The organism is Nocardioides furvisabuli, from assembly GCF_021083185.1.
GTDB classification, from domain to species: domain Bacteria; phylum Actinomycetota; class Actinomycetes; order Propionibacteriales; family Nocardioidaceae; genus Nocardioides; species Nocardioides furvisabuli.
Window position 1 is genome coordinate 366633 of record NZ_JAIGQB010000005.1, and the last position, 25533, is coordinate 392165.

Annotated in this window: 29 protein-coding genes; 16 read left to right on the forward strand and 13 right to left on the reverse strand. The window is 71.6% G+C overall.

The genetic code is table 11. The features are described 5' to 3' along the window. Positions 1–228 precede the first annotated feature (228 nt). From K4G59_RS12830 to K4G59_RS20665, 6 genes are all read left to right on the forward strand, one after another. Positions 229–960 carry a hypothetical protein gene (locus K4G59_RS12830; RefSeq protein WP_231251444.1) on the forward strand — a complete coding sequence of 244 codons (732 nt, stop codon included), beginning with the start codon at positions 229–231 and terminating at the stop codon, positions 958–960. Between the two features lie 37 nt (positions 961–997). Beyond that, complete coding sequence (locus K4G59_RS12835; RefSeq protein ID WP_231251445.1) at positions 998–1744, forward strand: SOS response-associated peptidase; 747 nt, start codon at positions 998–1000, stop codon at positions 1742–1744. After that, a complete protein-coding gene (locus tag K4G59_RS12840) occupies positions 1741–2403 on the forward strand; it encodes an alpha/beta hydrolase family protein (protein ID WP_231251446.1) in 663 nt (220 codons plus the stop codon). Before K4G59_RS12835 ends, K4G59_RS12840 begins: the two co-directional genes overlap by 4 nt. Before the next feature lie 63 nt (positions 2404–2466). Further along, positions 2467–3126 (forward strand): sigma-70 family RNA polymerase sigma factor, encoded by a 660-nt coding sequence (locus K4G59_RS12845; protein WP_231251447.1) that lies wholly within the window; start codon positions 2467–2469, stop codon positions 3124–3126. Then, positions 3123–3395, forward strand: coding sequence for a mycothiol system anti-sigma-R factor (rsrA, locus tag K4G59_RS12850; protein ID WP_231251448.1), 273 nt, complete (start codon positions 3123–3125; stop codon positions 3393–3395). The genes K4G59_RS12845 and rsrA overlap by 4 nt, the downstream gene beginning before the upstream one ends. Positions 3396–3472: 77 nt before the next feature. Then, positions 3473–3547, forward strand: a complete 75-nt coding sequence (locus tag K4G59_RS20665) for a 50S ribosomal protein bL37 (protein WP_369759046.1) — start codon at positions 3473–3475, stop codon at positions 3545–3547. A gap of 74 nt (positions 3548–3621) precedes the next feature. On the opposite strand, the gene K4G59_RS12855 is transcribed toward K4G59_RS20665, so the two are convergent. Both K4G59_RS12855 and K4G59_RS12860 read right to left on the reverse strand, forming a co-directional pair. Beyond that, the gene (locus K4G59_RS12855) at positions 3622–3822 is read right to left on the reverse strand and encodes a hypothetical protein (protein WP_231251449.1); all 201 of its coding nucleotides are present in this window, start codon (positions 3820–3822) and stop codon (positions 3622–3624) included. 129 nt (positions 3823–3951) lie between these two features. Beyond that, on the reverse strand, positions 3952–4326 hold the full coding sequence (locus K4G59_RS12860) for a thioesterase family protein (protein WP_231251450.1): 375 nt from the start codon (positions 4324–4326) through the stop codon (positions 3952–3954). Positions 4327–4450: 124 nt separating this feature from the next. Here K4G59_RS12860 and K4G59_RS12865 point away from each other — a divergent pair, with 124 nt between their 5' ends. Next, positions 4451–4969 carry a SigE family RNA polymerase sigma factor gene (locus K4G59_RS12865; protein ID WP_231251451.1) on the forward strand — a complete coding sequence of 173 codons (519 nt, stop codon included), beginning with the start codon at positions 4451–4453 and terminating at the stop codon, positions 4967–4969. Beyond that, positions 4966–6375, forward strand: coding sequence for a hypothetical protein (locus K4G59_RS12870; protein ID WP_231251452.1), 1410 nt, complete (start codon positions 4966–4968; stop codon positions 6373–6375). The genes K4G59_RS12865 and K4G59_RS12870 overlap by 4 nt, the downstream gene beginning before the upstream one ends. A gap of 1 nt (position 6376) precedes the next feature. On the opposite strand, the gene K4G59_RS12875 is transcribed toward K4G59_RS12870, so the two are convergent. Genes K4G59_RS12875 through K4G59_RS12885 form a run of 3 tightly spaced genes read right to left on the reverse strand, consistent with a single transcriptional unit; the run spans position 6377 to position 9436 of the window. Continuing rightward, entirely contained in the window at positions 6377–6859 is a 483-nt protein-coding gene (locus tag K4G59_RS12875; protein ID WP_231251453.1) for a GNAT family N-acetyltransferase, read from the reverse strand. A gap of 10 nt (positions 6860–6869) precedes the next feature. After that, positions 6870–8549: an acetolactate synthase gene (locus tag K4G59_RS12880; protein ID WP_231251454.1), complete on the reverse strand. Its 1680-nt coding sequence runs from the start codon at positions 8547–8549 to the stop codon at positions 6870–6872. Positions 8550–8581: 32 nt separating this feature from the next. After that, positions 8582–9436 (reverse strand): DUF2785 domain-containing protein, encoded by an 855-nt coding sequence (locus K4G59_RS12885; RefSeq protein WP_231251455.1) that lies wholly within the window; start codon positions 9434–9436, stop codon positions 8582–8584. Between the two features lie 69 nt (positions 9437–9505). On the opposite strand from K4G59_RS12885, the gene K4G59_RS12890 reads away from it, so the two are divergent. Next, positions 9506–10975: a sensor histidine kinase gene (locus tag K4G59_RS12890; RefSeq protein WP_231251456.1), complete on the forward strand. Its 1470-nt coding sequence runs from the start codon at positions 9506–9508 to the stop codon at positions 10973–10975. Between the two features lie 33 nt (positions 10976–11008). On the opposite strand, the gene K4G59_RS12895 is transcribed toward K4G59_RS12890, so the two are convergent. After that, entirely contained in the window at positions 11009–11260 is a 252-nt protein-coding gene (locus K4G59_RS12895) for a WhiB family transcriptional regulator (protein ID WP_056601527.1), read from the reverse strand. Positions 11261–11464: 204 nt separating this feature from the next. Between K4G59_RS12895 and K4G59_RS12900 the strand changes: the two genes are divergently transcribed. Continuing rightward, complete coding sequence (locus K4G59_RS12900) at positions 11465–11836, forward strand: hypothetical protein (RefSeq protein WP_231251457.1); 372 nt, start codon at positions 11465–11467, stop codon at positions 11834–11836. Between the two features lie 12 nt (positions 11837–11848). Here the strand turns inward: K4G59_RS12900 and K4G59_RS12905 are convergent, their stop codons facing one another. The 3 genes from K4G59_RS12905 to sodN form a co-directional block, all read right to left on the reverse strand. Beyond that, entirely contained in the window at positions 11849–12685 is an 837-nt protein-coding gene (locus K4G59_RS12905) for an RNA polymerase sigma factor SigF (RefSeq protein WP_231251458.1), read from the reverse strand. A 1-nt stretch (position 12686) separates the two neighbouring features. Next, positions 12687–13409: an ATP-binding protein gene (locus tag K4G59_RS12910; protein ID WP_231251459.1), complete on the reverse strand. Its 723-nt coding sequence runs from the start codon at positions 13407–13409 to the stop codon at positions 12687–12689. Between the two features lie 289 nt (positions 13410–13698). Next, the gene (gene sodN, locus K4G59_RS12915) at positions 13699–14100 is read right to left on the reverse strand and encodes a superoxide dismutase, Ni (protein WP_231251460.1); all 402 of its coding nucleotides are present in this window, start codon (positions 14098–14100) and stop codon (positions 13699–13701) included. Positions 14101–14150: 50 nt separating this feature from the next. Between sodN and K4G59_RS12920 the strand changes: the two genes are divergently transcribed. From K4G59_RS12920 to K4G59_RS12935, 4 genes are all read left to right on the forward strand, one after another. Beyond that, positions 14151–14492, forward strand: a complete 342-nt coding sequence (locus K4G59_RS12920) for a S24 family peptidase (protein WP_231251461.1) — start codon at positions 14151–14153, stop codon at positions 14490–14492. A gap of 20 nt (positions 14493–14512) precedes the next feature. Continuing rightward, positions 14513–15685 (forward strand): NAD(P)-dependent malic enzyme, encoded by a 1173-nt coding sequence (locus K4G59_RS12925; RefSeq protein WP_231251462.1) that lies wholly within the window; start codon positions 14513–14515, stop codon positions 15683–15685. Between the two features lie 151 nt (positions 15686–15836). Further along, on the forward strand, positions 15837–16805 hold the full coding sequence (locus tag K4G59_RS12930; RefSeq protein WP_231251463.1) for a zinc-binding dehydrogenase: 969 nt from the start codon (positions 15837–15839) through the stop codon (positions 16803–16805). Beyond that, complete coding sequence (locus K4G59_RS12935) at positions 16802–17497, forward strand: SDR family oxidoreductase (protein ID WP_231251464.1); 696 nt, start codon at positions 16802–16804, stop codon at positions 17495–17497. Before K4G59_RS12930 ends, K4G59_RS12935 begins: the two co-directional genes overlap by 4 nt. Here K4G59_RS12935 and K4G59_RS12940 read toward each other — a convergent pair whose 3' ends face one another. The 3 genes from K4G59_RS12940 to K4G59_RS12950 are packed head-to-tail and all read right to left on the reverse strand — an operon-like array spanning position 17498 to position 22051. Continuing rightward, entirely contained in the window at positions 17498–18022 is a 525-nt protein-coding gene (locus K4G59_RS12940; RefSeq protein WP_231251465.1) for a nitroreductase family deazaflavin-dependent oxidoreductase, read from the reverse strand. Positions 18023–18028: 6 nt separating this feature from the next. Continuing rightward, entirely contained in the window at positions 18029–18205 is a 177-nt protein-coding gene (locus K4G59_RS12945) for a DUF6104 family protein (RefSeq protein ID WP_207084593.1), read from the reverse strand. Positions 18206–18226: 21 nt separating this feature from the next. Continuing rightward, positions 18227–22051, reverse strand: coding sequence for a multifunctional oxoglutarate decarboxylase/oxoglutarate dehydrogenase thiamine pyrophosphate-binding subunit/dihydrolipoyllysine-residue succinyltransferase subunit (locus K4G59_RS12950; protein WP_308189395.1), 3825 nt, complete (start codon positions 22049–22051; stop codon positions 18227–18229). Between the two features lie 162 nt (positions 22052–22213). On the opposite strand from K4G59_RS12950, the gene K4G59_RS12955 reads away from it, so the two are divergent. Together K4G59_RS12955 and K4G59_RS12960 are read left to right on the forward strand one after the other, a co-directional pair. After that, entirely contained in the window at positions 22214–22834 is a 621-nt protein-coding gene (locus K4G59_RS12955; RefSeq protein ID WP_231251466.1) for a hypothetical protein, read from the forward strand. Continuing rightward, positions 22831–23760, forward strand: a complete 930-nt coding sequence (locus tag K4G59_RS12960) for an LCP family protein (protein WP_231251467.1) — start codon at positions 22831–22833, stop codon at positions 23758–23760. The genes K4G59_RS12955 and K4G59_RS12960 overlap by 4 nt, the downstream gene beginning before the upstream one ends. 15 nt (positions 23761–23775) lie before the next feature. Here the strand turns inward: K4G59_RS12960 and K4G59_RS12965 are convergent, their stop codons facing one another. After that, positions 23776–25227 (reverse strand): choice-of-anchor P family protein, encoded by a 1452-nt coding sequence (locus K4G59_RS12965; protein ID WP_231251468.1) that lies wholly within the window; start codon positions 25225–25227, stop codon positions 23776–23778. Positions 25228–25533: the final 306 nt, after the last annotated feature.

Sequence of the window (25533 nt, forward strand, 5' to 3'; positions counted from 1 at the left end):
GATCGACGCTTCCCGAAGCACTCCTGACCCGGCTGTCAGGCTCCTCGAACTGTAGACCTCCACGGCGCGACGCGGGGTCGCGATGGCCGAATCGTGATTTCCGCCCGGGTCCGCGTCATGGACCGGTGGGGACGACGTCACACCAGTGAGCAAGACCGGATCCGGGAGGGAGCTGCCGTGAAGAACTTCGCCACACGTGGGCGACGACTCGCGGCACCTGGTCCTGGGGTGAGCGGTTCGCAGTCCCTCGAGGTGCGGTCGGGGTTGCCGCACCGTTTCGAGGCCGTGGGGGAGGCGCTCACCTCAGGATCGGACGTCCTGCCCGCCTGCAGCGTCGCGGGCCAGGACCTGGCCCGCGACGGCGCCTCGGTGGAGGAGACGCTCGAGGGGCTGCGTGGCACGTGGCACCGCCTCACGGGCACCGATCCGGCGTACGACGTCGTCGCGGCGCTGCTCACCGCATGGAGCGAGACCACCCTGGGCTACCTCCACCAGCTGTCCTGCGAGGACCCGATGACGGGCCTCTCCAGCCAGGCCCACCTGCGCAGCCGGCTCTCCGAGCTCTACCGGCTCGCCACCAGTGACGCGAGGGACACGGTGGCCGAGACCGCGGACGTCGTCGGCGCCCACGCGCTCGTGGTCTGCGCACTGCCGTTCGGCGACGACCCGTCGGACGAGCCGGGCGACCACTTCACCCGCGCCATGCGCCTCGCGCGTGCCGGCGAGATCGTGCGCACGGCCTTCGTCCGCGACGAGACCGTGGCGCGCCTGGGCATGCACCGCGTCGCGATCCTCACCCGCCGCGACGAGCGTCTCGGGCGACGGGTGCGGGTGCTGCGCACCCTGCTCGACGGCGTCCAGGCCGAGTCGGGCGGCGCCTCGGTGCGGGTGTGGATCGAGGGCCTGCCCGCCACGGACGCCGGAGCGGGGATGCTGCTCGACGAGCTGGCCCGCGGCTGAGCGGATGCCGTCGCCCGGCTCCCCTAGGGTGGGCCTCGTGTGTGGTCGCTACGCCTCGTCCCGCAGCTCCGAGGACCTCGTCGAGGAGTTCGAGGTCGTCGAGAGCCGGATCGCCGCGCCCCTGGCGCCCGACTACAACGTGGCCCCCACCAAGGAGGTCTACGCCGTCGTCGAGCGCCCGCCCTCGCGGGAGTCCGGTGAGCCCGCCCAGCGCCAGCTGCGGGTGCTCACCTGGGGACTGGTCCCGTCCTGGGCCAAGGACCCCTCGATCGGCAACCGGATGATCAACGCGCGGATGGAGACCGTGGCGGAGAAGCCGGCCTTCCGCAAGGCCTTCGCCAGTCGGCGCGCGCTGCTGCCGGCCGACGGCTACTTCGAGTGGTACGCCACCTCACAGACCGACGCCCGTGGCAAGCCGGTCAAGCAGCCCTTCTTCATCCGGCCGCGTGACGGCGGGGTCCTGGCGATGGCGGGGCTCTACGAGATCTGGCGCGACCCCACCCGCGCCGAGGACGACCCGGACCGCTTCCGCTGGACGTGCACCGTGCTGACCACGCAGGCCGAGGACTCCCTCGGGCACATCCACGACCGGATGCCGCTGATGGTCGAGCGCGAACGCTGGCACGAGTGGCTCGACCCGACCACCCCCGGCGACACCGCGCTCCTGGTGCCGGCCGCGCCCGGTCGCCTGGAGGCGTACGCCGTGCCCGCCCTCGTCAGCAACGTGCGCAACAACGGCCCCGAGCTCGTGGAGCCCCTGCCCGCCGAGGAGACCCTGCAGTGAAGAAGGCCACCGTTCGCTCCGTCGCGACCCCCCACGGCGAGGGCCGGCTGCACACCCGCCGGGCCGCCAGGCCCATCGCCACGCTCCTGCTGAGCCACGGCGCCGGTGGCGGCATCGAGTCGCGCGACCTGTGGGCGCTGGCCGACGCGCTCCCCGCGCAGGGCGTCTCGGTCGTGCTGTTCGAGCAGCCGTGGCGTGTCGCGGGGCGCAAGGTCGCGACCGCGCCGCCGACCCTCGACGCGGCGCTGACGTGCGCGGCCGACGTGATGCGTGTGCGTACGCCGCTCGTGGTCGGCGGCCGTTCGGCGGGGGCGCGCTCCGCCGCGCGCACGGCCCGGTCGCTGGGAGCCACCGGATGCCTGGTCCTGTCCTTCCCGCTCCACCAGCCGGGCCGCACCGAGCCCACCCGGCTCCCCGAGCTCCGCGGCGTCGGCCTGCCGACCCTGCTCATCCAGGGTGAGCGCGACCCGATGGGGCGTCCCGAGGAGTTCCCCGGCGACCTCGACCGGGTCGACATGGTCGTGGTCCCGGGCGCCGACCACGGGCTCAAGGTGCCTGCGCGGGGCGGGGTGAGCCAGGACGAGGCGATGGGGATCGTGGTCGAGTCCACGCTGGAATGGCTGGTGCGTGACGTCGTCGGGAATCCCCGAGTGGGGTGAGGTGTTGGAGCCGGTGTGCAGGCACTGACACTCGAGAGACCCGCAGCGCTATCGTGGACCGTGATGACTGAATCACTCACGGACGACACGTCCGGCCCTGAGATCGCCGTCGAGGACGAGACCTCCGACGAGCGCTCCGTCCGCTTCGAGCGCGACGCCCTGCCGTTCCTCGACCAGCTCTACGGCGCTGCCATGCGGATGACCCGCAACCCGGCCGACGCCGAGGACCTGGTGCAGGAGACGTTCGCCAAGGCCTACAGCGCCTTCCACCAGTTCAAGCCCGGCACCAACCTCAAGGCCTGGCTCTACCGGATCCTCACCAACACCTACATCAACTCCTACCGCAAGAAGCAGCGCCAGCCGCAGCAGTCGATGTCCGAGGACGTCGAGGACTGGCAGCTCGCCCGCGCGGAGTCCCACTCCTCGACCGGTCTGCGGTCCGCGGAGATGGAGGCGTTGGAGCACCTGCCCGACTCGGAGGTCAAGGACGCGCTGCAGCGCCTGCCCGAGGAGTTCCGCCTCGCGGTCTACCTCGCCGACGTGGAGGGTTTCCCCTACAAGGAGATCGCCGAGATCATGGACACGCCCATCGGCACCGTGATGTCGCGCCTGCACCGTGGCCGGCGCCAGCTGCGCGACATGCTGGCCGACTACGTCCGCGCCAACGACCTCCTCCCCGCATCCACCGTCCCCGGCGCCGACACCGAGGGGGAGGTCAAGTGAGCACCCACGAGCACGGCAGCGACGACTGTGTCGACTACATCGAGCGCATCGTCTACTTCATCGACAACGAGCTCGACCAGGCCGATTGCGCCGTCGTCGAGATGCACCTGCGCGAGTGCGGGCCCTGCCTGGAGCGCCACGACCTCCAGAAGGCCGTCAAGCAGCTCGTCGCACGGTCCTGCTCTGAGGCGGCACCGGAGTCGTTGCGCGACCGCGTACGCCTCCAGCTGCGCGAGGTCAGCATCCAGATCACCGAGGGTGGGGCCTGACCCGGCCCTCGACCCGATTCGCCGCACCCCCGGGTTTTTGACACACTGACCCGAGCACCGATTCCAGGAGGACCACCATGGGCAAGACCGGACGCAAGCGCCGCGCGCGCAAGAAGAAGGGCGCGAACCACGGCAAGCGCCCCAACGCCTGACGCGCACCTGCACGTCATCTCGTAGAAGTCCCCGCCGCGGCGGGGACTTTTGCACGTCCGGGGCAGGCCGCGGACTAGGCGTGCTGGTCGGGGACCATCGCCCCGAGCGCGGGCTGCGTGAGCGTCGTGAGCTCCGCGACCTGCGGCAGGTGCAGGTGAAGGTGGTGCTGCGCCACGAGGGCGCGCACCTCGTCGAGCGCGATCCGCTTCTCGTACTCCGCGAACTCGATGCGCTGGCCCAGTGTCGCCAGTATCTCTCGCAGCCGATCATCCATGCTCGTTGGCCCCATTCCGTCCGTGCGCCCCCACGCGCCGTGCGCGAGCCTGCCAGACCGTGGGCCCGCCCGCGACCCATCCGGTCGAGGACGTCCGGGCGGTCTAGTCAGGTCGGACTTGACGCGAGGTCACAGCCGGGCGAGGAACCGCTCGGCGTCAACCACCACGCGGGTGATCTCTCCTGCGGCGAGCACCTTGCCGCTGGTGGTGTCGCGGGCGCTGACGGTGAAGCGGTGCAGCCGGCCGTCCTCGTAGGCGCTGGAGGCGCTGACCTCGACCTCGGCGCCGACCGGACTGGCGGCGAGGTGCTCGAGCTGCACCCGGGTGCCGACGCTCGTCGATCCCTCGGGCAGCAGCGGCACCAGCCCGGCGCACGTGGCCGCCTCGAGCCACGCGAGGAGGCGCGGTGTCCCGAGCACCGGCAGCGAGCCGCTGCCGACGGCTGCAGCCGTGTCGTCGTCACCCACGACGAAGGTCAGGGTGGTGGTCTCGGGGCGGGACATGGCGGACCTTCCGACAGATGGGTGGCGCGGTGAGGCAACCTGTGTGCCACCCACACGTCTACCAGACATGGGCACGGGGACCGCAGGACCGGGGGCAGGATCGGGGGCAGGATCGGGGGTGGCGATGGAGCCGGCAGTCGACATCACTGAGCTCTACGCCGCGCACCGGCTCGCCCTGGTGCGGCTGGCGGTGCTGCTGGTCGACGACGTCGCCTCCGCCGAGGACGTCGTGCAGGACGCCTTCGCGGCGCTCGCCCGTCGTCCTGACGCGGTGAGGGACCCGTCGAAGGCGCTGGCCTACCTGCGCGTCGCGGTGGTGAACACCGCACGCTCCGCGCTGCGGCGACGGCGTACGGCTCGGGCGTACTCCCCGCCCCACGACCTGTCGCCACCCACCCCCGAGGACAGCGCGGTGCTGGCCGAGGAGCACCGGGAGGTCATCGTGGCGCTGCACACCCTCGCCCCTCGCCAGCGGGAGGTCCTGGTCCTGCGCTACTGGTCGGACCTGTCCGAGGCGGAGATCGCCCGGACGCTCGACATCAGCCGCGGCACGGTGAAGTCGACCGCGAGCCGCGCGCTCGTGGCCCTGGAGAGGGCCATGCACGCCCCCGTCACACCGAGCTCGCGAGAGGAGGAGCGATGAGCACGACACCTGGCGCCCCCGACCTGGAGGCGCGACTGCGCGTAGCCCTCGCCGCGCGGGCCGACCTCGTGCGGGGCGAGGACCTGGCCCCGCTGGCCACGGCCACCCCGGTCCGGCGGCGGTGGCCCACGCCGTGGGTCCTGCTCGCGGCGGCCGCGGTGGTCCTGCTCGTCCTGGGCGTCGTGCTCCAGGGTGTCGGCGGCCGTACGCGCTCCGACGAGGTCGCGCCGGAGCCGGACGCACCGCAGCTCGAGCTGCCTGCCGATGTCGGCCGGGACTGGAAGGCCGACGACCTCTCCTCGCCGGCGCGCCTGGACCTGGACGGCGACGGCAGGAAGGAGCGGGTGGACTTCCTCGCCGAGCCGACGGAGGACTTCGACGGCCGGGTCCGCCTCCAGACCACCGTGAGCACGACGGGGGAGCAGGCGTACGGCATCGCCGAGCTCGGCACCACCATCGGCACCTCCGCGCTCGACCCGATCGACGCCGACGGCGACGGCGACCAGGAGCTGGTGCTCTACTTCGACGACCCGTCCGCGGTCGGTGGTGGCGGCTACCCGCTGGTGTTCGACCTGCGCGACGGGCTGCTGGTCCGGGCGGTCGTGGAGGACCCGGAGCTGCTGGTGCGGGGGTCCGTGCCCGTCGACGGGAGCGCGACCGAGCACTTCCGGATGGTCCACCTGCACGACTACTGGTTCGAGCAGGGGACGCTCTGGTCGAGCCGGTCGGTCAACGCCTACGCGGAGGGGAACATGACGCTCCTGCGTCCCGAGACGATCGTCGTCGATGCCTGGCGGTGGGCCCTCGGCGACGACGGAGTGCTCCGGCACGTGGAGGAGGCGTGCCTGCGGCAGGGCCTCGAGGCGTCGCAGCCGTGCGGTAACGACACCGAGAACGAGCTGCCCTCCATCGTCCCCGTGGCGGGGGAGACCATCGGTGCCGGGGGCCGGGCCGTCTTCGACGTCGGCTACCGCTACACCGTGAGCGTCGAGGCGGGCGACCCGGCGACCCTGGTCGTGCGGGGAGAGGACGGCCGCACGCTCCGACACGACCTCGCCGTGGCGGATGCCCGCGTGTCGACCACCCAACCCACCTCCGTCATGTCGGACGGAGCGTCCTTCTACGTCACCTCCGCCTCCGACCCGTCGTACGCCCAGGTGCTGGTGCAGGACGGCGATCGCCTGCGCGCGCTCGACACGACCGGTGACGTCGAGCTGACCGACGACGCGACCACGCGCACCTGGCTCACCGCCGGCGGCGCGCTCGTCACGGCAGTGGCAGAGGAGGAGGGCGCTTGGCGGGCGTGGCAGTGGCAGATGGTCTCCGGCGCCGAGATGGCCGCGCTCCCGTCGGGGACGGTGTGCTTCGACGACCCGTCCGACCCCGCGACGGTGCGCCGCTGCTGAGTCAGAACCGCTTCGCGAAGGTGATGAGCTCGACCCCCGCCAGCGGCGACCAGTCGCGCGCGGGGTCGCGGGCGTAGCCCAGCCGGCGGTAGATCCGGTGTGCGGCTGTCATCGCAGCCAGCGAGGACAGTGCCATCCCGGCCGCGCCGTGCTCCCGCGCCCGCTCCTCGCACCGGGCGGCGAGCGCCGTGCCGGCACCTCTCCCGCGGGCGTCGAGGTCGACGGCGAGCATCCGGAACTCTCCCTCGTCGGGACGGCTGACCTCGCGGTAGGACGACCCCGGCGGGCAGCAGGTCACGCTGCCCAGCAGCCGGTCGCCGGCGACGGCGACCCACAGCTCGGCCGCCGCGGCCCGCGAGGCGGCGTCGCGCAGCCGGGCCACGTAGGGGTCGGCCGGGCCGCGCGTGTACGCCGCGTAGGCGCGCACGGTCAGCTCGCCGACCGCCTGGTGCTCCTCTGGTCGCGCGAGGCGCACCTCCACCACGGCGGCCGGCTCAGATGCCGAACGTGTTGCGGGGGTAGGCCGCCTCGACGTCGGTGATCACGTTGACGAGGTAGGGGACACCGGCGGCGTACGCGCGGTCGAGCGCGGGCCCGATCTGCTTCGGGTCGGTGACCGTCTCGCCGGCGCCGCCGAGCGCCTTCACCACGTCGTCGTACGGCGTGCGCTGGCCGAGGTCGGCGATGACGTCGTAGCCGTAGAGCATCTGCATCGGACCCTTCTCCAGGCCCCACGCGGAGTTGTTGCCCATCACCATGACGACCGGCAGGTCGTGGCGCACCAGCGTGTCGACGTCCATGAGGGAGAAGCCGGCAGCGCCGTCACCGAGCAGCAGCGTCACCTGGGCCGACGGACGAGCGATGCGGGCGGCGATCGCGGCACCCAGGCCCGCGCCGAGACAGCCGTAGGGGCCGGGGTCGAGCCAGCCGCCGGGTCGTTTCGGCTCGACGTACTTGCCGGCGAAGGAGACGAAGTCGCCGCCGTCGCCGATGACGACGGAGTCGTCGGCCAGTCGCGGCACCAGCTCGCCGTAGATGCGCGCCGGGTGGATCGGATCGGCCTCGGCGGTGAGCAGCTCGGCGTCGCGCGCCGCGGCGACCTCGACCTGGTCGGCGAGCTGGTCGGACCAGGCCTGCCAGTCGGGCTTGGCGCCGCGCTCGATCGCAGCCTGGAGGCCGTCGAGGACCGTGGTGAGGTCACCGGAGACCGATGCGGCCAGCTCGGCGTGGCCGGAGACCTGGCCGGGGGAGTCGGCGATGTGCACGACCTTCGCGAACTCGCCCTGCGGGTTCTTGTCCGGACCGCCGAAGGCGCCGTAGCCGAGGCGGAAGTCGAGCGGCGTGCCGACGACGACGACGAGGTCGGCACCGGACAGCGCGGCACCGCGAGCCTTGGTGACCAGGCAGCGGTGCCCGCCGGGGATCACGCCACGGCCCATGCCGTTGGTGAGCGTCGGCAGGCCGAGGTCCTCCACGAGCCGGAGCGCGGCGACCTCGGCGTGGTCGGCCCACACGTCGGTGCCGAGGATGAGCACGGGACGCCGGGCCGCAGCCAGCAGCCGTGCGACCTTCTCCACCGCGTCGGGGTCGGGTTCGATGCGGGTGCCCTCGCCGGAGGCGATCGTCCCGGTCGAGGAGTTGAAGAACTCGTCCATCGGCACGTCGACGAAGACGGGACCGCGGTGGCTCGAGCGGGCCAGGGTGAAGGCCTCGTCCATGCCGCCGGCCACGTCGGCTGCGGTCATGAGGGTCCGTGCGGCCTTCGCGACCGGCGCGATGATCGGCGGCTGGTCGAGCTCCTGGAGGGAGCCGCTGCCCCAGCGGTTCTGCGGGGCGCGACCGCCGACGACGACCATCGGCGAACCGGCGAACTGGGCCTGCGCGATCGCGCTGATGCCGTTGGTGACGCCGGGGCCTGCGGTGAGGACGGCGAGGCCGGGCACGCGGGTGAGCTTGCCGGTGGCCTCGGCGGCGAACGCGGCGGTCTGCTCGTGGCGCACGTCCAGCAGGCGCATCGGCGGGCCCTGTCCCTCGGCCTGCGTCCTCACCGCGCCGTCGTACATCGGGAAGACGTGGGCACCCGAGAGGGTGAACATGGTCTCGACGCCGTGGGCGCGGGCGACGTGGACGGCCAGCTCGCCGCTGTGGCCGGAGATGTCGGTGGACTCGCTCATGCTCCGCAGGCTAGTCGGTGCCGGGTCGGAGGCTAGTCCGTGCCGGGTCGCAGGAAGGGCGTGTTGGTCATCCGGAGCGCCTCGATCAGCACGAGCAGCAGGTCGGGGCGCACCTGCGGTGAGTCGGGCGCCAGGGACAGCTGGACGAAGAGCGCGCGCAGGAACGACTGGGGCGCGTGGGTGCGGGCGAACGGGTCGTGGTCGACGGGGCCGCCGAACGCGTTGGCCGCGGCACCGATGCGGTGCACCCAGGGCTCGAGGACGTCGGTGCCGAGCGTGTTGCACCGCAGGATCCGCATCGCTGCATGGGCCATCCGGTCGGGCTCGCCGGACTCGAGCGGCTGGTCGGCGGGCTGCTGGAGCAGGCGCTCGGCGAGGATGTCGAGCAGGACCCTGTGCTCGTCGCCCGTGAGGTGCGGGGACTCGGCGAGGGCACCGATCGTGTCCGCTCCGTGGGCGATCGCGTGGGCCCACCCCTTGCCCGGCACGAAGCCGCGGGTGTCGACCTCGGCGAGGAACCAGACCGCGATCCGGTCGCCCCAGTCCATGATCTTCGCCGGGGGCATCAGGTGCTCGGCGTTGTCGCGCTCGAGGCACTCGGCGAGGATCAGCGCGCTGAAGCTGCGCCGGAAGACGGTGTCGGTGCCCTGCTCGCCGAGTCCGACGGACAATCCGGTGACCATGCCGTCGCCGAGGCCGGCGAGCAGGTCGTCGTAGACGCCGCGGTCGATCCACGTCGCGAGGGCGGGGTAGGCGGTGCCGTCGCGCACCTCTGGCTGCGTGGAGCCGAGCATCGTGGTGAGCTCCGCGGTCAGGTCGCCGAGCGGGCGGTCCGAGGGGACCTCGAAACCAGCCGCCTGCACCTGGTCCCAGTAGCCGATCGACATGCGGCCCATCCTGCCAGCAGGCACCGACGTCGCCCCAGCCCGGTCCGGGGCTGGCCCTAGGGTGGCCGGGTGCCCTCCCTCCACGAGCTCGTGCGCGCCCACACCGACCTCGTCGAGGACGACATCGCGTGGCTCCAGCTGCTCATGGCCGACTGGCAGATCCTCGCCGACCTGTCCTTCGCGGACCTCGTGCTGTGGCTCCCGGACCGGGAGGGCAAGGGCTACTGGGCCGGTGGCCAGATGCGACCCACGACCGGCCCGACCGCGCTCGTGGACGACGTCCTCGGCACCTTCATCCCCACGGGCCGGCGCCGGATGCTCGACGAGGCGCTGGGCACCGGCCGCCTCGTGCGCGAGGGAGACCCCGAGTGGCGTGACGACGTGCCCGTGCGGGTGGAGGTCATCCCGGTGCGCCGTGCGGGCCGGGTGATCGCCCTGATCGCACGCAACACCAACCTGCTCGGCGTACGCACGCCCAGCCGGCTCGAGCTGAGCTACCTGCAGACCGCGGCCGACCTGACCCAGATGATCGCCTCGGGCCACTTCCCGCTGCCGGGGCAGCGCAGCGACCACGCCGACTCACCCCGCGTGGGCGACGGGTTCGTCCGCCTCGACCCGACCGGACGCGTCGTCTACGCCAGTCCCAACGGCCTCTCGGCCTACCGCCGCCTCGGCCTCCAGGGCGACCTGACCGGGCTCGTGCTCACCGACCTGACCCGCGACCTGGTGCCGGCGCGCAAGCGGATCGACGAGGAGACGCTGAGCGCGGTGCTGGGCGGTCGCGACGGGCGCGCGACCGAGGTCGGCACCGACGAGGTCACCCTCATCGTGCGGAGCATCCCTTTGCGTCCGCAGGGGGACCGGAGTGGTGCGCTGCTGCTGGTCCGCGACGTCACCGAGCTGCGCAGCCGCGACCGCGAGCTCGTCACCAAGGACGTCACGATCCGCGAGATCCACCACCGCGTGAAGAACAACCTCCAGACCGTGGCCGCGCTGCTGCGCCTCCAGGCGAGGCGTACGCAGGCCGAGGACGCCAAGGCGGCCCTCGAGGAGGCCGTGCGCCGGGTCGGGTCGATCGCGATCGTGCACGAGACGCTCAGCCACGCCGTCGAGGAAACGGTCGACTTCGACGAGATCGCCGACCGGCTCGGGGCGATGGTGGTCGACGTCAGCGGCGTCGAGGTGCCTGTCCGCGTCGTGCGCGAGGGGTCCTTCGGCAAGCTGGCGTCCGAGGCCGCGACGCCGCTGGCCATGGTGCTGACCGAGCTGCTGCAGAACGCGGTCGAGCACGGCTACGCGAGGGACTCCGGGCGCACCGAGGGGCGCGTCGTGGTCACCGCACGCCGCATCGTCGGTCGCCTGCACGTGGTCGTCGAGGACGACGGGCGCGGGCTTCCCGAGTCCTTCGACCTCGACGCCTCGACCCAGCTGGGTCTCTCGATCGTGCGCACGCTCGTGGAGTCCGAGCTCGGCGGGATGCTCGAGATCGGACCCGGGAGCCGCGGCACGCGGGTGCAGGCGGACCTGCCCGTCGAGTAGCCGGGCTGGCCGATCGACGCGAGGGGCCCGCGGTCAGGCGGTGCGGATGCGGGCGCGGGCGTTGCGGCGCTTCAGCGCGCGCCGCTCGTCCTCGCTGAGGCCACCCCACACTCCGTGGTCCTGCCCGGCCTCCAGGGCCCAGGCGAGGCACTGCTCGCGCACCTCACAGCGCCGGCACACCTGCTTCGCCTCCTCGATCTGGAGGATTGCGGGACCGGTGTTGCCGATCGGGAAGAACAGCTCAGGGTCCTCGTCGAGGCATGCAGAGCGACTGCGCCAATCCATGGGTAGGGAAATCCCTCTTTCTCGTCACAGGCAGGTGCTGTTCTCGGACAATCAGCTGGGCCCGGGCGCCACGCAGCGCAGCGACAAGACTCGCAAGACTTGAACGTTCACACAACCCCCAACGCTGGTCGTGTCCGTCACAACTAGTGTTGAGCCGTGCCCGTTACACCTTCTGACATTCCCCCTGGACCAGACAGTAGCGCGGTGCCCCCGCTCGTGGTCGCCGCCTCGCTCGTCTCAGTGGAGGCGTTGGTGCTCCTCGCCCTCGGTGTCCTGGAGCTGGCGAACCTCCGCGTCATCCGGCTGACCATGGGCCTGACCACCTCGGTGTTCTTCCTCGCGGCCGCTGCCGGGCTCGCGTGGTGCGCCTGGTCGCTGTGGAAGGTACGCCGCTGGGCGCGCGGACCGGTCGTGATGGCGCAGCTGATCCAGCTGGGCCTTGCGTGGAACTTCCGGGACGTCGGGACCCTCGTGCTCCCGCTGTCGCTGGCCCTCGTCGCACTGGTCGTCATCGTCGGCCTGCTGCATCCCGCGACGACAGAGGTCCTCGAGCAGGACGCACGGCTCGACCCCTGAGCGGGGCCCGGGTCATTCCGCCTCGAGCGAGGTCCGCAGCTGGGTCAGCGTGCGGGTGAGCAGGCGCGAGACGTGCATCTGCGAGACGCCGATCTCCGCGGCGATCTGCGACTGCGTCATGTTCTTGAAGAAGCGCAGCAGCAGGATGCGCTTCTCCCGCTCGCCGAGCCCCTCCAGCAGCGGCTTGATCGACTCGCGGATCTCGACGTGCTCGATGCTGGCGTCCTCGACCCCCAGCGTCGCGAGCATCGCCGGCGGGCCGTCGTCGTTGTCGTCGGAGGCGTCGAGCGACAAGGTGGCGTAGGCGTGGGAGGACTCGATGCCCTCCATGATCTCCTCCACCGAGCAGCCGATGACCCCGGCCAGCTCGCGCGGGGTGGGGGAGCGGCCGAGCGCCTGGGTCAGCTCGCCCGTCGCCCCGCCAATCTGCATGCGAAGCTCCTGGAGCCGCCGCGGCACCCGGATCGCCCAGCCCTTGTCGCGGAAGTGGCGCTTGATCTCGCCGATGACCGTCGGGGTGGCGTAGGTCGAGAACTCCACGCCCCGATCGGTCTCGAAGCGGTCCACCGCCTTGATGAGCCCGATGGTGCCGACCTGCACCAGGTCCTCGAAGGGCTCGCCGCGGTTGCGGAAGCGCCGCGCGCAGTGCTCGACGAGCGAGAGGTGCAGGTGCACCAGGTCGTCGCGCGCGCCGGCGCGCCGGGCGTCGCCGGCGTCGGTGTCGCGCATCAGCGCGAACAGCTCGGCGCTGCGCGCGCGTACGTGCTCGAGACCGGTGGGGACGACGTCGTCGTCCTCCCGGTCCAGGGCGGCCCCCACCGCCAGGTCGTCCCCCGTGTCTGCGCTCATGTCAGAGCTCGGCACCCGTCATTCCCGCGGTGACGCTCGAGGTCACCGTGAACCGGACGTGGAACCGTCCGTCCTCGGAGCCCGCGGACGCGTCCCGCGCCATCGTGTCCAGCACCTGCCAGGCGAAGCTCTCGGTGTCGAGCGTCGGCTCGTCGGCCGCCTCGGTCTCGAGCGTGACGGTCAGCGCCCCCGCGCCGAAGTGGAAGCACGCCACCAGGTCCGTACCCGGGTCGGCGGCCGGCATCGCGAGCGCGGTGGCCTCGCCGATCGCGATCCTCAGGTCCTCGATGTCGTCGATCGTGAAGTCGAGCCGAGCGGCCAGCCCGGCGGCCGTGGTGCGGACCACCGAGGCGTAGGCACCCTCGGCGGGGATGCGGAGCTCGACATCGGCGCGAGAGCCCCCCGTGTGATCTGCCATCAGCGTCCAGTCCCGTCGTCGAGGCGCTTGTGCTCGCCACACCCTAGCCCGGCTGAGGGCGGAACCAGGGGCAGACATGGTCACGCGTGCGCAGTGCGTGGCGGTGCGCCTGTCCTGCAGCAGCGGGGCCTGCCGGACGTCCCGGGGCGCCGCCTCGTCGGTCGTACGCCCGGGCGCTGCGCCGAGCTCGACCACCACGCCGTACACCCCGAAGCCGTCGTCCTGCTCCGTGACGCGACCCAGCCGGCGCAGCATCCCCGAGGACGCGGGGTTGTCCTCGAAGACCTCGGTCACGATGCGGTGCACGCCGGGCGGACGAGGGGTACGACGATCGCGTCGGTGCCGTCGCGCAGGCGGACCTCCTCGATCATCGCGGGGGATCCTCTCGGGTCGACAGGTCCGAGGATGCACGACGCCGCCCCGGTCTGCGTGGACCGGGACGGCGTGCGTGGAGGTGACGTGCGGAGCGGCAAGCCGCCCAGACGGTGCGGAGTGGCAAGCCGCCCAAGGTGCGGAGCGGCAAGCCGCTCGGAAGGTGCGGAGCGGCAAGCCGCTCGGAAGAAGTCCTGAGCAGTCCCCGCTCCGCGGTGCCTGCTCAGGCCTTCTTCGTCTCCCAGAAGATCTCGGCGATCTCGTCGATCTTGGCGAGCAGCTCGTCGGCCCTGGCCGCGTCGAGCTCACCCTTGGTGCCCGAGGCGCCGGCGAGCTTGGTGGCCTCGTTGAACAGCGTGTGCAGCTGGGGGTACTTCTCGAAGTGCGGGGGCTTGAAGTAGTCGGTCCACAGCACCCACAGGTGGTGCTTCACGAGCTCCGAGCGCTGCTCCTTGATGAGGATCGCGCGGGTGCGGAAGTCGGGGTCGTCGTTGTCGGCGACCTTGGCGATGATGCCCTTGATCGACTCGGCCTCGATGCGCGCCTGGGCGGGGTCGTAGACACCGCAGGGCAGGTCGCAGTGGGCCGAGACCTCGATGGTCGGGGCGAAGAAAGTGCGAAGCATGTGCAACCTCTCGAACGTCGGGGAATTGCTCTCCTGCGACACTACTCCGCGTGGAACGTGCGGGTCAGTGGGGTCTCGCCCGCGTGGGTGGGCGCTCGATGCTCCCCGCGCTGCGCGACGGTGATCGGTTGCTCGTGAGGTACGGCGCGCAGGTGCGGCCGGGTTCCCTGGTGGTGGCGCGCTTCCCGGACGGGACGCTGGCGGTCAAGCGCGCCCTGGACCGGCGGCGTACGGCGTCCGGGCGGTCGGGCTGGTGGCTGGTGAGCGACAACCCCGACGAGGGCGTGGACTCGCGGCACCGAGGGCCGGTGGCCGAGGAGGCGGTGCTGGGCGTCGTACGCCTGCGGGTGTGGCCTTCCCCACGTGTGGGACGGGCCCTGCGCGCCCGTTGAGCTGTGCGAGTATCGCCGACATGGCCTCGCACCCGCACCCAGGCGATCCCGTGTTCGACCTGCACGTCGGCGGCAAGCTGGAGACCGTCTCGACCGTCGCCCTCACCGGTCCCGACGAGCTCTCGCTCGCCTACACCCCCGGTGTGGCGCGGGTGTGCGAGGCGATCGCCGCGGACCCGTCGATGACCCAGCACTACACATGGGTCCCCAACGTCGTCGCCATCGTCAGCGACGGCACCGCCGTCCTCGGCCTCGGTGACATCGGCCCCGCGGCCGCGATGCCCGTGATGGAGGGCAAGGCGGTGCTGTTCAAGCAGTTCGGCGGCGTCGACGCCGTGCCGATCTGCCTCGACACCACCGACGTCGACGAGATCATCGAGACCGTGGTCCGGCTGGCCCCCAGCTTCGGCGGCGTGAACCTCGAGGACATCTCGGCGCCGCGCTGCTTCGAGATCGAGGCCCGGCTCAAGGAGCGCCTCGACATCCCGGTCTTCCACGACGACCAGCACGGCACCGCGGTCGTCGCTCTCGCCGCGCTGACCAACGCGTTCCGGCTCACCCGTCGCGATCCCGGCACCGCCCGGGTCGTGATCCAGGGCGCCGGTGCCGCCGGGGTGGCGGTGGCGCGCATCCTGCTCGAGGCCGGCGTGCGCGACATCGCGGTCCTCGACCGGCAGGGCGTGCTCAACTCCGAGCGTCACGACCTCACCGAGGTCAAGTCCGCGCTGGCCCGCGACACCGCCGATGTCTTCGGCCGTCGCGGCACGCTGGCCGACGTGATGGACGGTGCCGACGTCTACATCGGCGTCTCCGGCGGGCAGGTGCCCGAGGAGATCGTCGCCTCGATGGCGCCCGAGGCGATCATCTTCGGCCTGGCCAACCCGACACCCGAGGTGCACCCGGACCTCGCGCACAAGTACGCCCGCGTCGTGGCCACGGGTCGCTCGGACTTCCCGAACCAGATCAACAACGTCCTGGCCTTCCCCGGCATCTTCCGCGGGGCCTTCGACGTGCACGCCACCGCGATCACCGAGGGGATGAAGGTCGCCGCCGCGAACGCGCTCGCCGAGCTGGTCGGCGACGCGCTGAGCGAGGAGCTGATCATCCCGTCGCCGTTCGACCCCCGGGTGCCGGGTGCGGTGCGCGAGGCCGTGGCTGCTGCTGCTCGAGCCGACGGGGTCGCTCGCCGCTGACCCGGCAGCGCCGGACCAGACGGGCCGGTCGGTGGCCAGGTACGTCTCGGCGACGGACGAGGGGCGTGCGTCGATGCCCACGCAGCCGACCTGACAGCTCGCAGTGAGGACCTGCCACCGGTTGACGCCGCCCAGTCGCTAAGGTCGGGGAATGTTCGCCGTCTACGCCGAGTCCTTCTCCTTCGACGACCCGATGAGCGGGCTGGTGGTGGGGGAGCGCCCCGCACCCGAGGCCCCCGACGGGTGGTCCACGGTCACCGTCAAGGCCGCCAGCCTCAACCACCACGACCTCTGGTCGCTGCGCGGCGTGGGCCTGCGGAAGGAGGCACTGCCGATGATCCTTGGCTGCGACGCCGCCGGGGTCGACGAGGACGGCAACGAGGTGGTCGTCCACGGTGTCATCGGAGACCCGGCCTGGACCGGCGACGAGGCCGATGACCCGGGCCGCTCGCTGCTCTCCGAGCGGCACCAGGGCACCTTCGCCGACCAGGTCGTCGTCCCGCGCCGCAACCTGGTGCCCAAGCCGGCCTCGTTGTCCTTCGAGGAGGCGGCCTGCTTGCCGACCGCCTGGCTCACCGCCTACCGGATGCTCTTCGTGCAGGGTGCGTGCCAGCCCGGCGAGACCATCCTCGTGCAGGGCGCCGGCGGCGGTGTCGCCACCGCCCTCATCACGCTGGGTCGCGCCGCGGGCCTGACGGTGCTGGCGACCAGCCGCGACGAGACCAAGCGCACGCGCGCCCTCGAGCTCGGTGCGCACGAGGTCTTCGAGTCCGGCGCCCGCCTGCCGGTCAAGGTGGACGCGGTGATGGAGACCGTCGGCAAGGCGACCTGGACCCACTCGATCCGCTCGCTGCGCCCCGGTGGCCGCATCGTCATCAGCGGCACGACGTCCGGGCCCGACGTCGGCGACGCCGGACTGACGCACATCTTCTTCAAGCAGCTCTCGGTCATCGGTTCCACGATGGGCACCCGGGCCGAGCTCGACCGGCTGGTCCGCTTCCTCGACGCCACGGGCGCCCGCCCGCTTGTCGACCGTGCCATCCCGATGGAGCAGGCGCACGACGGCTTCACGGCGATGGCCGGGGGCGACGTCTTCGGCAAGATCGTCTTCACGCGGTGAGGCACGTCGTCACCGGTGCCGGGTCCGGCATCGGGCTCGCGCTGGCGCACCGGCTGGGCGACCGCGGCGACGACCTGGTCCTCGTCGCGCGGAGCACGGCCCGGGCCGACGAGCTGGGCCGCACCTTCCCGCGCGCGCAGCTGCTCGTCGCGGACCTCGCCGATCCCGGCACGCTCAACGGCCTCGGGCGCCAGGTCGACGGTGAGGTCGACACGCTCCTGCACGTGGCGGGCGTGGTCGACCTCGGCAGGGTCGACCGGCTGCGGCTCGCGGAGTGGGAGGAGCAGATCGCGGTGAACCTCACTGCCCCGGCGGTGCTGACCCGTGAGCTCCTGCCGCACGTGCGCGCCAGCCACGGCACGATCGTCTTCGTGAACTCCTCGGCCGGGCTCACCGCCAACGCCGAGTGGTCGGCGTACGCCGCCTCGAAGTTCGGGCTGCGCGCCTTCGCGGACGCGCTGCGCGCCGAGGAGGTCGAGCACGGCGTCCGGGTGAGCACGGTCTACCCCAGCCGCACCGCCACCCCGATGCAGGAGAAGGTGCACGAGCAGGAGGGCCGGACCTACGACGCCTCGCGCTGGATCAGCGTCGACACCGTTGTCGACACGATCGTGCACGTCATCGACCTGCCGGCGGACGCCACCATCCCGGACGTGACCGTGCGCCCGGTGGTGCCACGACCCGGCACCTGATCAGGCGGGCTCCAGCACGAAGGCGCGGATCCGCCGCTTCGTGCCGACGCGGCTGCGGTAGCTGACGTAGCCGGGGTAGAAGCGCCCGGCCAGCGCGAACACCTCGTCGGCCTCGGCGGGTGTCGTCGGGCGGGCCACCACCTCGCGCGCGACGCCGCGATAGCTGACCGTCGCGCGAGGGTCGGACTCCAGGTTGAGCACCCACGCGGGCGTCGAGGCCTGGCCGAAGTTGGTCCCGAGCAGCGCCAGCGTGCCGGCGTACGGCGTCGCGATGAGGTGGCTGGTGCGCCGCTGCCCGGACTTGCGCCCGGTCGTCGTCACCTCCAGCACCGCCACGCCAGCCAGCAGGCCCGGCGCGCTGTGGCGCCCACGGGAGAGCCGGACCACGACGTTGTCGAGGCGGCGCAGGGTGTGGGAGAACACCCACCCCCCACCTCTGGTCCCGGCGCCCCAGCGCACCAGGCGGTGCAGCGGGTTGGCCGAGGAGTGCGCGTAGCCGAGGTCGGCGGCGAGTCCGCTGGTCACGTCGGCTCAGTCCTCGGGGTCGTCGAGGCGGGCCAGCCAGGTGGCCAACCGCTCGACCGGCACCTCGAACTCCGGGTTGGCGTCGACGAAGGCCTGCAGCTGCTCGGCGAGCCAGGCCAGGGTGACCTCCTCGTCACCCCGGCGCCGCTCGAGCTCCTCGATCCCGCGATCGGTGAAGTACACCGGTGGTTCTCCCTGCGTGCCTCAGTAGTCGTTGCCGCGGTCGCGCGGCGTCTCGAAGGCCGCGTCGAGGAGCGTCTTCTGCTCCTCCACGTGGCGCTTGACCGTGCCCACCGAGGGCGAGGCCGACGCAGGGCGCGTGACCGGCTCGACCGGGAGGTCGAGCCCGGGCCACACGTTGAGCTGGTAGTGCGGCCACGGGCCCATGTTGCGCGGCTCGTCCTGCACCCAGCGGATGGCCTTGAGGTTCGGGTACTTCGCGATCTCGGCCTTGATCTCCTCCACCGGGTTCGGGTAGAGCCGCTCGATCCGGCCGATGGCGAACTGCGCGCCGTTGTCGCGCTTGCTCCGCTCGACCATGAGGTCCCAGGTGACCCGGCCCGAGCACATGATCAGCGTCTCGACCTGTGCGGGGTCGGCGGCGTCGTCGCCGATGAACGGCCGGAAGGTGGTGTCACCGACGAAGTCCTCCGGCTTGGAGGCGGCTTCCTTGCGCTTGAGCATCGACTTCGGGGTGAAGACGATCAGCGGCCGGTGCTCCTCGCCGAGCGAGTGCCGACGCAGCAGGTGGAAGTACGACGCCGGGGTCGAGGGCTGCGCGATGACCATCGCGTCCTCGGCGCACATCGTCAGGAAGCGCTCGATGCGCGCCGACGAGTGGTCGGGACCCTGGCCCTCGTAGCCGTGGGGAAGCAGCAGCACGACGCCGGACTGCTGGCGCCACTTGGTCTCGCCGGCGGAGATGAACTCGTCGATGACGGTCTGGGCGCCGTTGACGAAGTCGCCGAACTGCGCCTCCCACAGCACCAGCGCCTCGGGACGGGCCACGGAGTAGCCGTACTCGAAACCGAGCGCGGCGTACTCCGAGAGCAGCGAGTCGTAGACGTAGAACTTGGCCTGGTCCTCGGTGAGGTTGGTCAGCGGCGTCCACTCATCGGCGTTGGTGCGGTCGATGATGGTCGCGAAGCGCGACACGAACGTGCCGCGGCGCGAGTCCTGCCCGGCCAGCCGGACCGGGCGTCCGTCCATCAGCAGGGAGCCGAACGCCAGGATCTCGCCGGTGCCCCAGTCGATGGGACCGTCGGTGATCGCGGCGGAGCGGCGCTGGAGCTGCGGCATCACCTTCGGGTGGACGGTGAAGTCGTCGGGCGGGGTGACGTAGCTGTCCGCGATCCTCTTGAGCACCTCGGGGGTCACCGCCGTGGAGAAGTCCCCGGTCGGCTTGTCCGGGTAGTCCGGCACGGTCGTCCACTCGGTCGGTGCCTCGGAGCTCGCCTCCCGCACCTCGGTGAAGACCCGCTCGAGCTGCTGCTGGTAGTCCTTGAGGACCTGCTCGGCCTCCTCGATCGTGATGTCGCCACGACCGATGAGGGACTCGGTGTAGAGCTTGCGCACCGAGCGCTTCTGCTCGATCAGGTCGTACATCAGCGGCTGGGTGTAGGACGGGTCGTCGCCCTCGTTGTGACCGCGACGGCGGTAGCACACGAGGTCGATCACGACGTCCTTGTTGAACGTCTGGCGGTAGTCGAACGCCAGTCGGGCGACGCGGATGCACGCCTCGGGGTCGTCGCCGTTGACGTGGAAGATCGGCGCCTGGACCATCCGCGCCACGTCGGTGGCGTAGAGGGAGGAGCGCGATGACCCCGGAGCGGTGGTGAAGCCGACCTGGTTGTTGATCACCACGTGCACGGTGCCGCCGGTGCGGTAGCCGCGGAGCTGGGACAGGTTGAGCGTCTCGGCCACCACGCCCTGGCCGGCGAACGCGGCGTCGCCGTGCACCAGCAGCGGGAGGACCGGGAACTTCTCGCCCTGGTCGAGGATGTCCTGCTTGGCGCGCGCGATGCCCTCGAGGACCGGGTTGACCGCCTCGAGGTGCGAGGGGTTGGCAGCGACCGACACCTTGATCTTGTCGCCCGAGCCCGCGACGAACTCGCCCTCGGCACCGAGGTGGTACTTCACGTCACCGGATCCCTGCACGGTGCGCGGGTCGATGTTGCCCTCGAACTCGCGGAAGATCTGGCTGTACTTCTTGCCCACGATGTTGGCGAGCATGTTGAGCCGGCCGCGGTGCGCCATGCCGATGGTGACCTCGTCGAGCCCGGCCTCGGCTGCCGCCTCGCACACCTCGTCGACCAGCGGGATCGTGGTCTCGCCGCCCTCGAGGCTGAAGCGCTTCTGCCCGACGAACTTGGTCTGGAGGAACGTCTCGAAGGCCTCGGCCTGGTTGAGCTTGAGCAGGATGCGCAGCTGTTCCTCGCGCGGGGGCTTCACGTGCGGCTGCTCCACGCGCTCCTGGATCCACTTGCGCTGCTCGGGATCCATGATGTGCATGTACTCGATGCCGGTGGTGCGGCAGTAGGAGTCGCGCAGGATGCCGAGGATGTTGCGCAGCTTCATGAAGCGCCGGCCCTCGCCGCCGAACGAGCCGGTGGCGAACTCGCGGTCGAGGTCCCACAGCGTGAGGCCGTGCGACTCGATCTCGAGGTCGGGGTGGCTGCGCTGGCGGTACTCGAGGGGGTCGGTGTCGGCCATCAGGTGGCCACGGACCCGGTAGGCGTGGATCAGCTCGAGGATGCGCGCCTGCTTGACGATGTCGTCGTCGTGGCTGGCGACCACGTCGCGCGCCCAGCGGATCGGCTCGTAGGGGATGCGCAGGGAGCGGAAGATCTCGTCGTAGAAGTCGTTCTCGCCGATGAGCAGGGCGTGCACGCGCTTGAGGAACTCACCCGACTGCGCGCCCTGGATGACGCGGTGGTCGTAGGTCGAGGTCAGTGTCATCGCCTTGCTGATGGCGTTGCGGTTGATCGCCTCCTCGGAGGCGCCCTGCCACTCGGGGGAGTACTCCATCGCGCCGACGCCGATGATGGCGCCCTGGCCCGCCATCAGGCGCGGCACGGAGTGCACGGTGCCGATGCCGCCGGGGTTGGTGAGCGAGATCGTGGTGCCCTGGAAGTCGGCCACGGTGAGCTTGTTGTCGCGCGCCTTGCGGACCACGTCCTCGTACGCCGTCCAGAACCCGGCGAAGTCCATGGACTCCGCGCCCTTGATGCTCGGCACCAGCAGCTGGCGGGTGCCGTCGGGCTTCTTCATGTCGATCGCGAGCCCGAGGTTGATGTGGGCCGGGGTGATGAGGTTCGGCTTGCCGTCGACGACCTCGTAGCCGACGTTCATCTCCGGCATCGAGCGCAGGGCCTTGACCAGCGCGTAGCCGATCAGGTGGGTGAAGGAGACCTTGCCGCCGCGCGCGCGGGCGAGGTGGTTGTTGATGACGGTGCGGTTGTCCCACAGCAGCTTGACCGGCACCGAGCGCACCGAGGTGGCGGTGGGCACCGACAGCGAGGCGTCCATGTTGGCCGCGGTGCGCGCCGGGGCGCCGCGCAGGACGGTGTAGGTGGGGGCGTCGCTGGTCTGCGACGGCGCTGCCGGCTTCGGGTCCTTGGCCACAGGCGTGCTCGTGCCCTTGGCAGGCTCCTCGGCGGCGGCCGCGGGGCGCGGCGTCGACTTCGCGGGCGACTTCTGCGCCTCTGCGGGCTTCTCGGCCGGCTTCGCGGCGGTCGTCGTGGCGGGCTTCGCAGCAGCGGGGGCGGGCGCCTTGGCCGGGGCCTTCGTCGGGGCCTTCGTCGCGGCCTTCGTCGGCGCGGGAGCCGCGGCCTTCGCCGGTGCGGCAGGGGTGGCGGACGAGGTCGAGGCCCCGTTGCCGAAGTATGCAGCCCACTCCGGACCCACGCTCGAGGGATCCTTGTCGTACTGCTCCTTCATCTCGTCCACGAGCCACTCGTTGGCTCCCAGGTCGGATGAAGGTGCAACCGATGACTGGTTGCCGGACTGCCCGTTCGGGGACTGCGCCACGCTTGTTTCGCCTCTTCCAGATCTCTTCGCGCATGGGTTTGACAACTGTGCCTGTCTAGGGCGCTGACAAGGCTAGTCGCACACGCCCGCAAATGCAGGGGCGGGCTCGGGGTTTGAGGCATGGTGTGGCCCACACCCCGTTCCACCCCGCTGGAGTCGTACATGCCTAGCCCCTCGCAGGGCCGCAGCCCGTGGGCCCGCCGCTGTGCGGCGCTCGCGCTCGCCCTGCTCGTCCCCCTGTCCGCGACGGCCTGCCGGTCGACCTCGGAGCCCTCCGCGGCGCCCGAGCGGCTGAGCCGCAGCGACGCGCAGGCGAGCCTGGCCTCGCACCCGGTCGAGACGCGCACCCGGATCCGTCGCGTGCACGGACGGCTTCCCGACCGGCGTCGCAAGGCCGTACGCACCGAGGTCGGCGCGGTCGTCGACCGCTGGTGGGACGCGGCCTACCTCGGGGGCACCTACCCGCGCCGCAGCTTCCCGTCGGCCTTCCCGGGCTTCACCGACGGCGCCGAGCAGCGGGCCCGCGCCGAAAAGGCGCTGCTCACGAACCAGACCCGAGCCCCGTACGTCGACGCGGTGACGCCGCGGCGGCGCACGGTCTCCCTCGACATCCTGGCCACGCAGGGACGGGCACGCAGCGTCACCGCCCACGTCCTGCTCCGCTTCGACAGCACGGGGGAGCGACCGGCGACCACCACGGTGCGCGGACGACTGTTCCTCACCCACAAGCGCGGCGCGTGGCGCATCTTCGGCTACGACCTGGCGAAGGGAACGACTCGATGACCTCCCCGTCGACCACGCTGCTCCGGGCCCGACGAGCCGTTCGGGCGGCGGTCCTCGTCGGCCTGCTGGCCCTCACCGCGCTGGTGGTCCCGCAGTCCTCGGTGCAGTCCTCCGAGGTCAGCCTGGTGAAGATCCGTCACGCCCAGGGGGTGGCCACCGGGGGCGCCGACGTCGTGTGGATCCTCGCCGTCGGTTCCGACGCGCGTCCCGGTCAGGCGATGACCCGCGCCCGCGGCGACGCGCTGCAGATGGTCGGCATCAACACCCGCACCGGCGCCGCCACCGCCATCGGCGTACCCCGCGACTCGTGGGTCGTCATCCCGGGCCACGGCCGCGAGAAGATCAACTCCGCGCTCTACTTCGCCGGCCCGCGCGGCATGGCCGGGGCGATGAGCAACCTCATCGGCATCGAGCCCGACTACGTGATGGTGACGCGCTTCCCGTTCTTCGAGGACATGGTCGACGACATCGGCGGCATCACCGTCAACAACCCGCGCCGGTTCTCCGACCCCAACCTCAAGAAGGAGGGGTTCGCGAAGGGCCGGATCCACCTCGACGGCTACGGCTCGATGGCCTTCTCCCGCATCCGCTACGGCCTGGCCGGCGGCGACTTCGACCGCTCGGCCAACCAGCAGCGCACCCTGCGCGGGATCCACGCGCGGATCCGCGCGCAGGCCGACGTGCCCGGCTTCATCGAGCGCGGCGTGTTGACGGTGCTGGAGCACACCGACACCAACGCCTCGCCGGCCGAGCTGTTCGAGCTCGCCCAGGCGGTGGCCCAGGTCGTCCCGTCGAAGATCACCACGTGCGTCGTCCGCGGCCGGATCGGCTTCGTCGGTGCGGCGAGCGTGGTGTTCCCCGACGTCGCGCAGGCCCGGCGCCTGGGGCGCGAGGCCCGCAGCGACGCGCAGCTGCGGGGCTGCTGAGCGGCGGGCTGCCGATCAGTAGGGGTGGATCCGGCCCGCGGTGCGGGCCAGGTCGATGACCACGGCCTCGGAGTAGAGCTTGATCCGCAGGCCGATGACCTGCGAGCCGCGGAACCCGGTGTCGACCAGCTGGCGCTGGATCTCGCCCGCGCCGTTGGGGAGCTCGACCACGCCCCCGGGCGCCGGGACCTCCACGGTTTGCCCGCCGACGGTGATGGACCCGATGGCGGTCGAGATCTTCGAGCGCACCCGCTTGCCGGCCTTCCGGCGCATCGCCGCGCGCGAGCTGACGTCACTGATGACCAGCTGGGCGGTGGGGATGGACACCGACCGGATCGCGGTGCGAGACCAGCCCTTCGCGACCCGCTTGGCCCGGGACTGGTCTCCGTTGACCTGGTAGGTGACGCCCTCGAGCAGCACCGGCACCGGGAGGAGCTGGCTGGCGTGGGGGACCCGGTAGGTCTGGGTGCGTCCCTGCGAGCCCTGGCACGGCAGCGCCTTGTGCTGGACGTTGCCGAACTTCAGGGCTCCCTGGAGGGCCTGGTAGTCCATGGCCGTGCCGCCGGAGCGGAAGACTCCGACGGGGGCGGGGCCACCCATCCGCACGCGCGCGGTGCCGAGCTCGACGAGCTGGCGCCGCTCGCCCGCGGTGACCTCGATGCGCAGGGCGGAGGCCTGCGACTGCGCGTTGTGGTCGTTGGCCCGCCCGTTCTCGTAGCCGAGGGCGATGCTGCCGAGGCCGGGGATCTGGATCGGCCCGGTGACGTCGCCCAGCACCTGGAAGACCTCGTGGGCTGCCTGCTGGGTGCCGGTGAAGACCGTGTCGGTGACCTGCTGCAGGGGCGCGAGGAGCTCCTGGAGCTCGGGCGGCAGGCTCTCCACGACCGTGTTGTCGAGCAGGCTCAGCGAGATGCTCGCGAAGGTGAAGCCCTCGTCGTGTCCGTAGCCCTGAGGGGTGTGGAAGGCGTGGGCCGTCGTGCGGAGCCCCTTGATGACGAGCTTCGGCGTGGTGAGCGGCCCGACGGTGCCGCCGATGCTGATGTCACCGATGGTGTTCGTCCCGCGCACGCCGTGCGTGGCGCCGTCGACGTACGTCTCGGTGCGGCTGGTGCTGGCCGAGACGTTGATGAGCGGGTTGTCCGGCACCGACGCGATGCTGTCCGCCTCGACGACCTTCCCGACTGCGCGCGTGCACAGCTGCTGCGCGTGGGCGTCCTTGACGTTGAGCGCCTCCACGCTGTCGGTCACCAGCTTCACGCCGTAGACGTCACCGCGATAGCCGAAGCTGCTGGGCCGGTCGGCGCGGGCAGCCATTGCGGCACTCGCCCCGGTGGCTGCCTCGGCGGCGGTCGCGGGTGCGGTGGTGCCCGTGCCGAGGACGAGCCCGACGACGAGCCCGGCGCTGAGCCCGACGTTGAGCGCCGCGGTCGCCCGGCGGTGGATGGTGCGTCGTGCGTGGCCCCTCATGGTCCCTCCCAAGGATCGGGAGCCGACGATGCGACCGCATCCCATGTGACCGGCCGGTAGCTCCTTCGCGCGATCAACGACGCAGGCACGGATGGGTGACGCCGGTCACCGGCAGTGGAATCCGGGAAACGAAGAGCGGCAGCACCCTGCTGGGTGCTGCCGCCGATCGGCGCCTCCGGCAGTGTGCTGGCTCAGGACATCGGAATGGGGTGTCTCACGACATCGGAATAGTGATGTCTCACGACATCGGCATGGCGTCGTAGCAGGCTGGTGCCCCCGCTCGAGGCTGCGAGGTGTCGAAACGTC

Excerpts from the sequence above, each read along its gene's own strand:
- K4G59_RS12880 (WP_231251454.1), bottom strand. The coding sequence starts at position 8,549 with ATGAGCGAGTCCACCGACATCTCCGGCCACAGCGGCGAGCTGGCCGTC.
- K4G59_RS12895 (WP_056601527.1), bottom strand. The coding sequence starts at position 11,260 with ATGGATTGGCGCAGTCGCTCTGCATGCCTCGACGAGGACCCTGAGCTG.
- K4G59_RS12865 (WP_231251451.1), top strand. The coding sequence starts at position 4,451 with ATGGAGCCGGCAGTCGACATCACTGAGCTCTACGCCGCGCACCGGCTC.
- K4G59_RS12905 (WP_231251458.1), bottom strand. The coding sequence starts at position 12,685 with ATGAGCGCAGACACGGGGGACGACCTGGCGGTGGGGGCCGCCCTGGAC.
- K4G59_RS12860 (WP_231251450.1), bottom strand. The coding sequence starts at position 4,326 with ATGTCCCGCCCCGAGACCACCACCCTGACCTTCGTCGTGGGTGACGAC.
- K4G59_RS12955 (WP_231251466.1), top strand. The coding sequence starts at position 22,214 with ATGCCTAGCCCCTCGCAGGGCCGCAGCCCGTGGGCCCGCCGCTGTGCG.
- K4G59_RS12855 (WP_231251449.1), bottom strand. The coding sequence starts at position 3,822 with ATGGATGATCGGCTGCGAGAGATACTGGCGACACTGGGCCAGCGCATC.
- K4G59_RS12925 (WP_231251462.1), top strand. The coding sequence starts at position 14,513 with ATGGCCTCGCACCCGCACCCAGGCGATCCCGTGTTCGACCTGCACGTC.
- K4G59_RS12965 (WP_231251468.1), bottom strand. The coding sequence starts at position 25,227 with ATGAGGGGCCACGCACGACGCACCATCCACCGCCGGGCGACCGCGGCG.
- K4G59_RS12885 (WP_231251455.1), bottom strand. The coding sequence starts at position 9,436 with ATGTCGATCGGCTACTGGGACCAGGTGCAGGCGGCTGGTTTCGAGGTC.
- K4G59_RS12870 (WP_231251452.1), top strand. The coding sequence starts at position 4,966 with ATGAGCACGACACCTGGCGCCCCCGACCTGGAGGCGCGACTGCGCGTA.
- K4G59_RS12845 (WP_231251447.1), top strand. The coding sequence starts at position 2,467 with ATGACTGAATCACTCACGGACGACACGTCCGGCCCTGAGATCGCCGTC.
- K4G59_RS12930 (WP_231251463.1), top strand. The coding sequence starts at position 15,837 with ATGTTCGCCGTCTACGCCGAGTCCTTCTCCTTCGACGACCCGATGAGC.
- K4G59_RS12960 (WP_231251467.1), top strand. The coding sequence starts at position 22,831 with ATGACCTCCCCGTCGACCACGCTGCTCCGGGCCCGACGAGCCGTTCGG.
- sodN (WP_231251460.1), bottom strand. The coding sequence starts at position 14,100 with ATGCTTCGCACTTTCTTCGCCCCGACCATCGAGGTCTCGGCCCACTGC.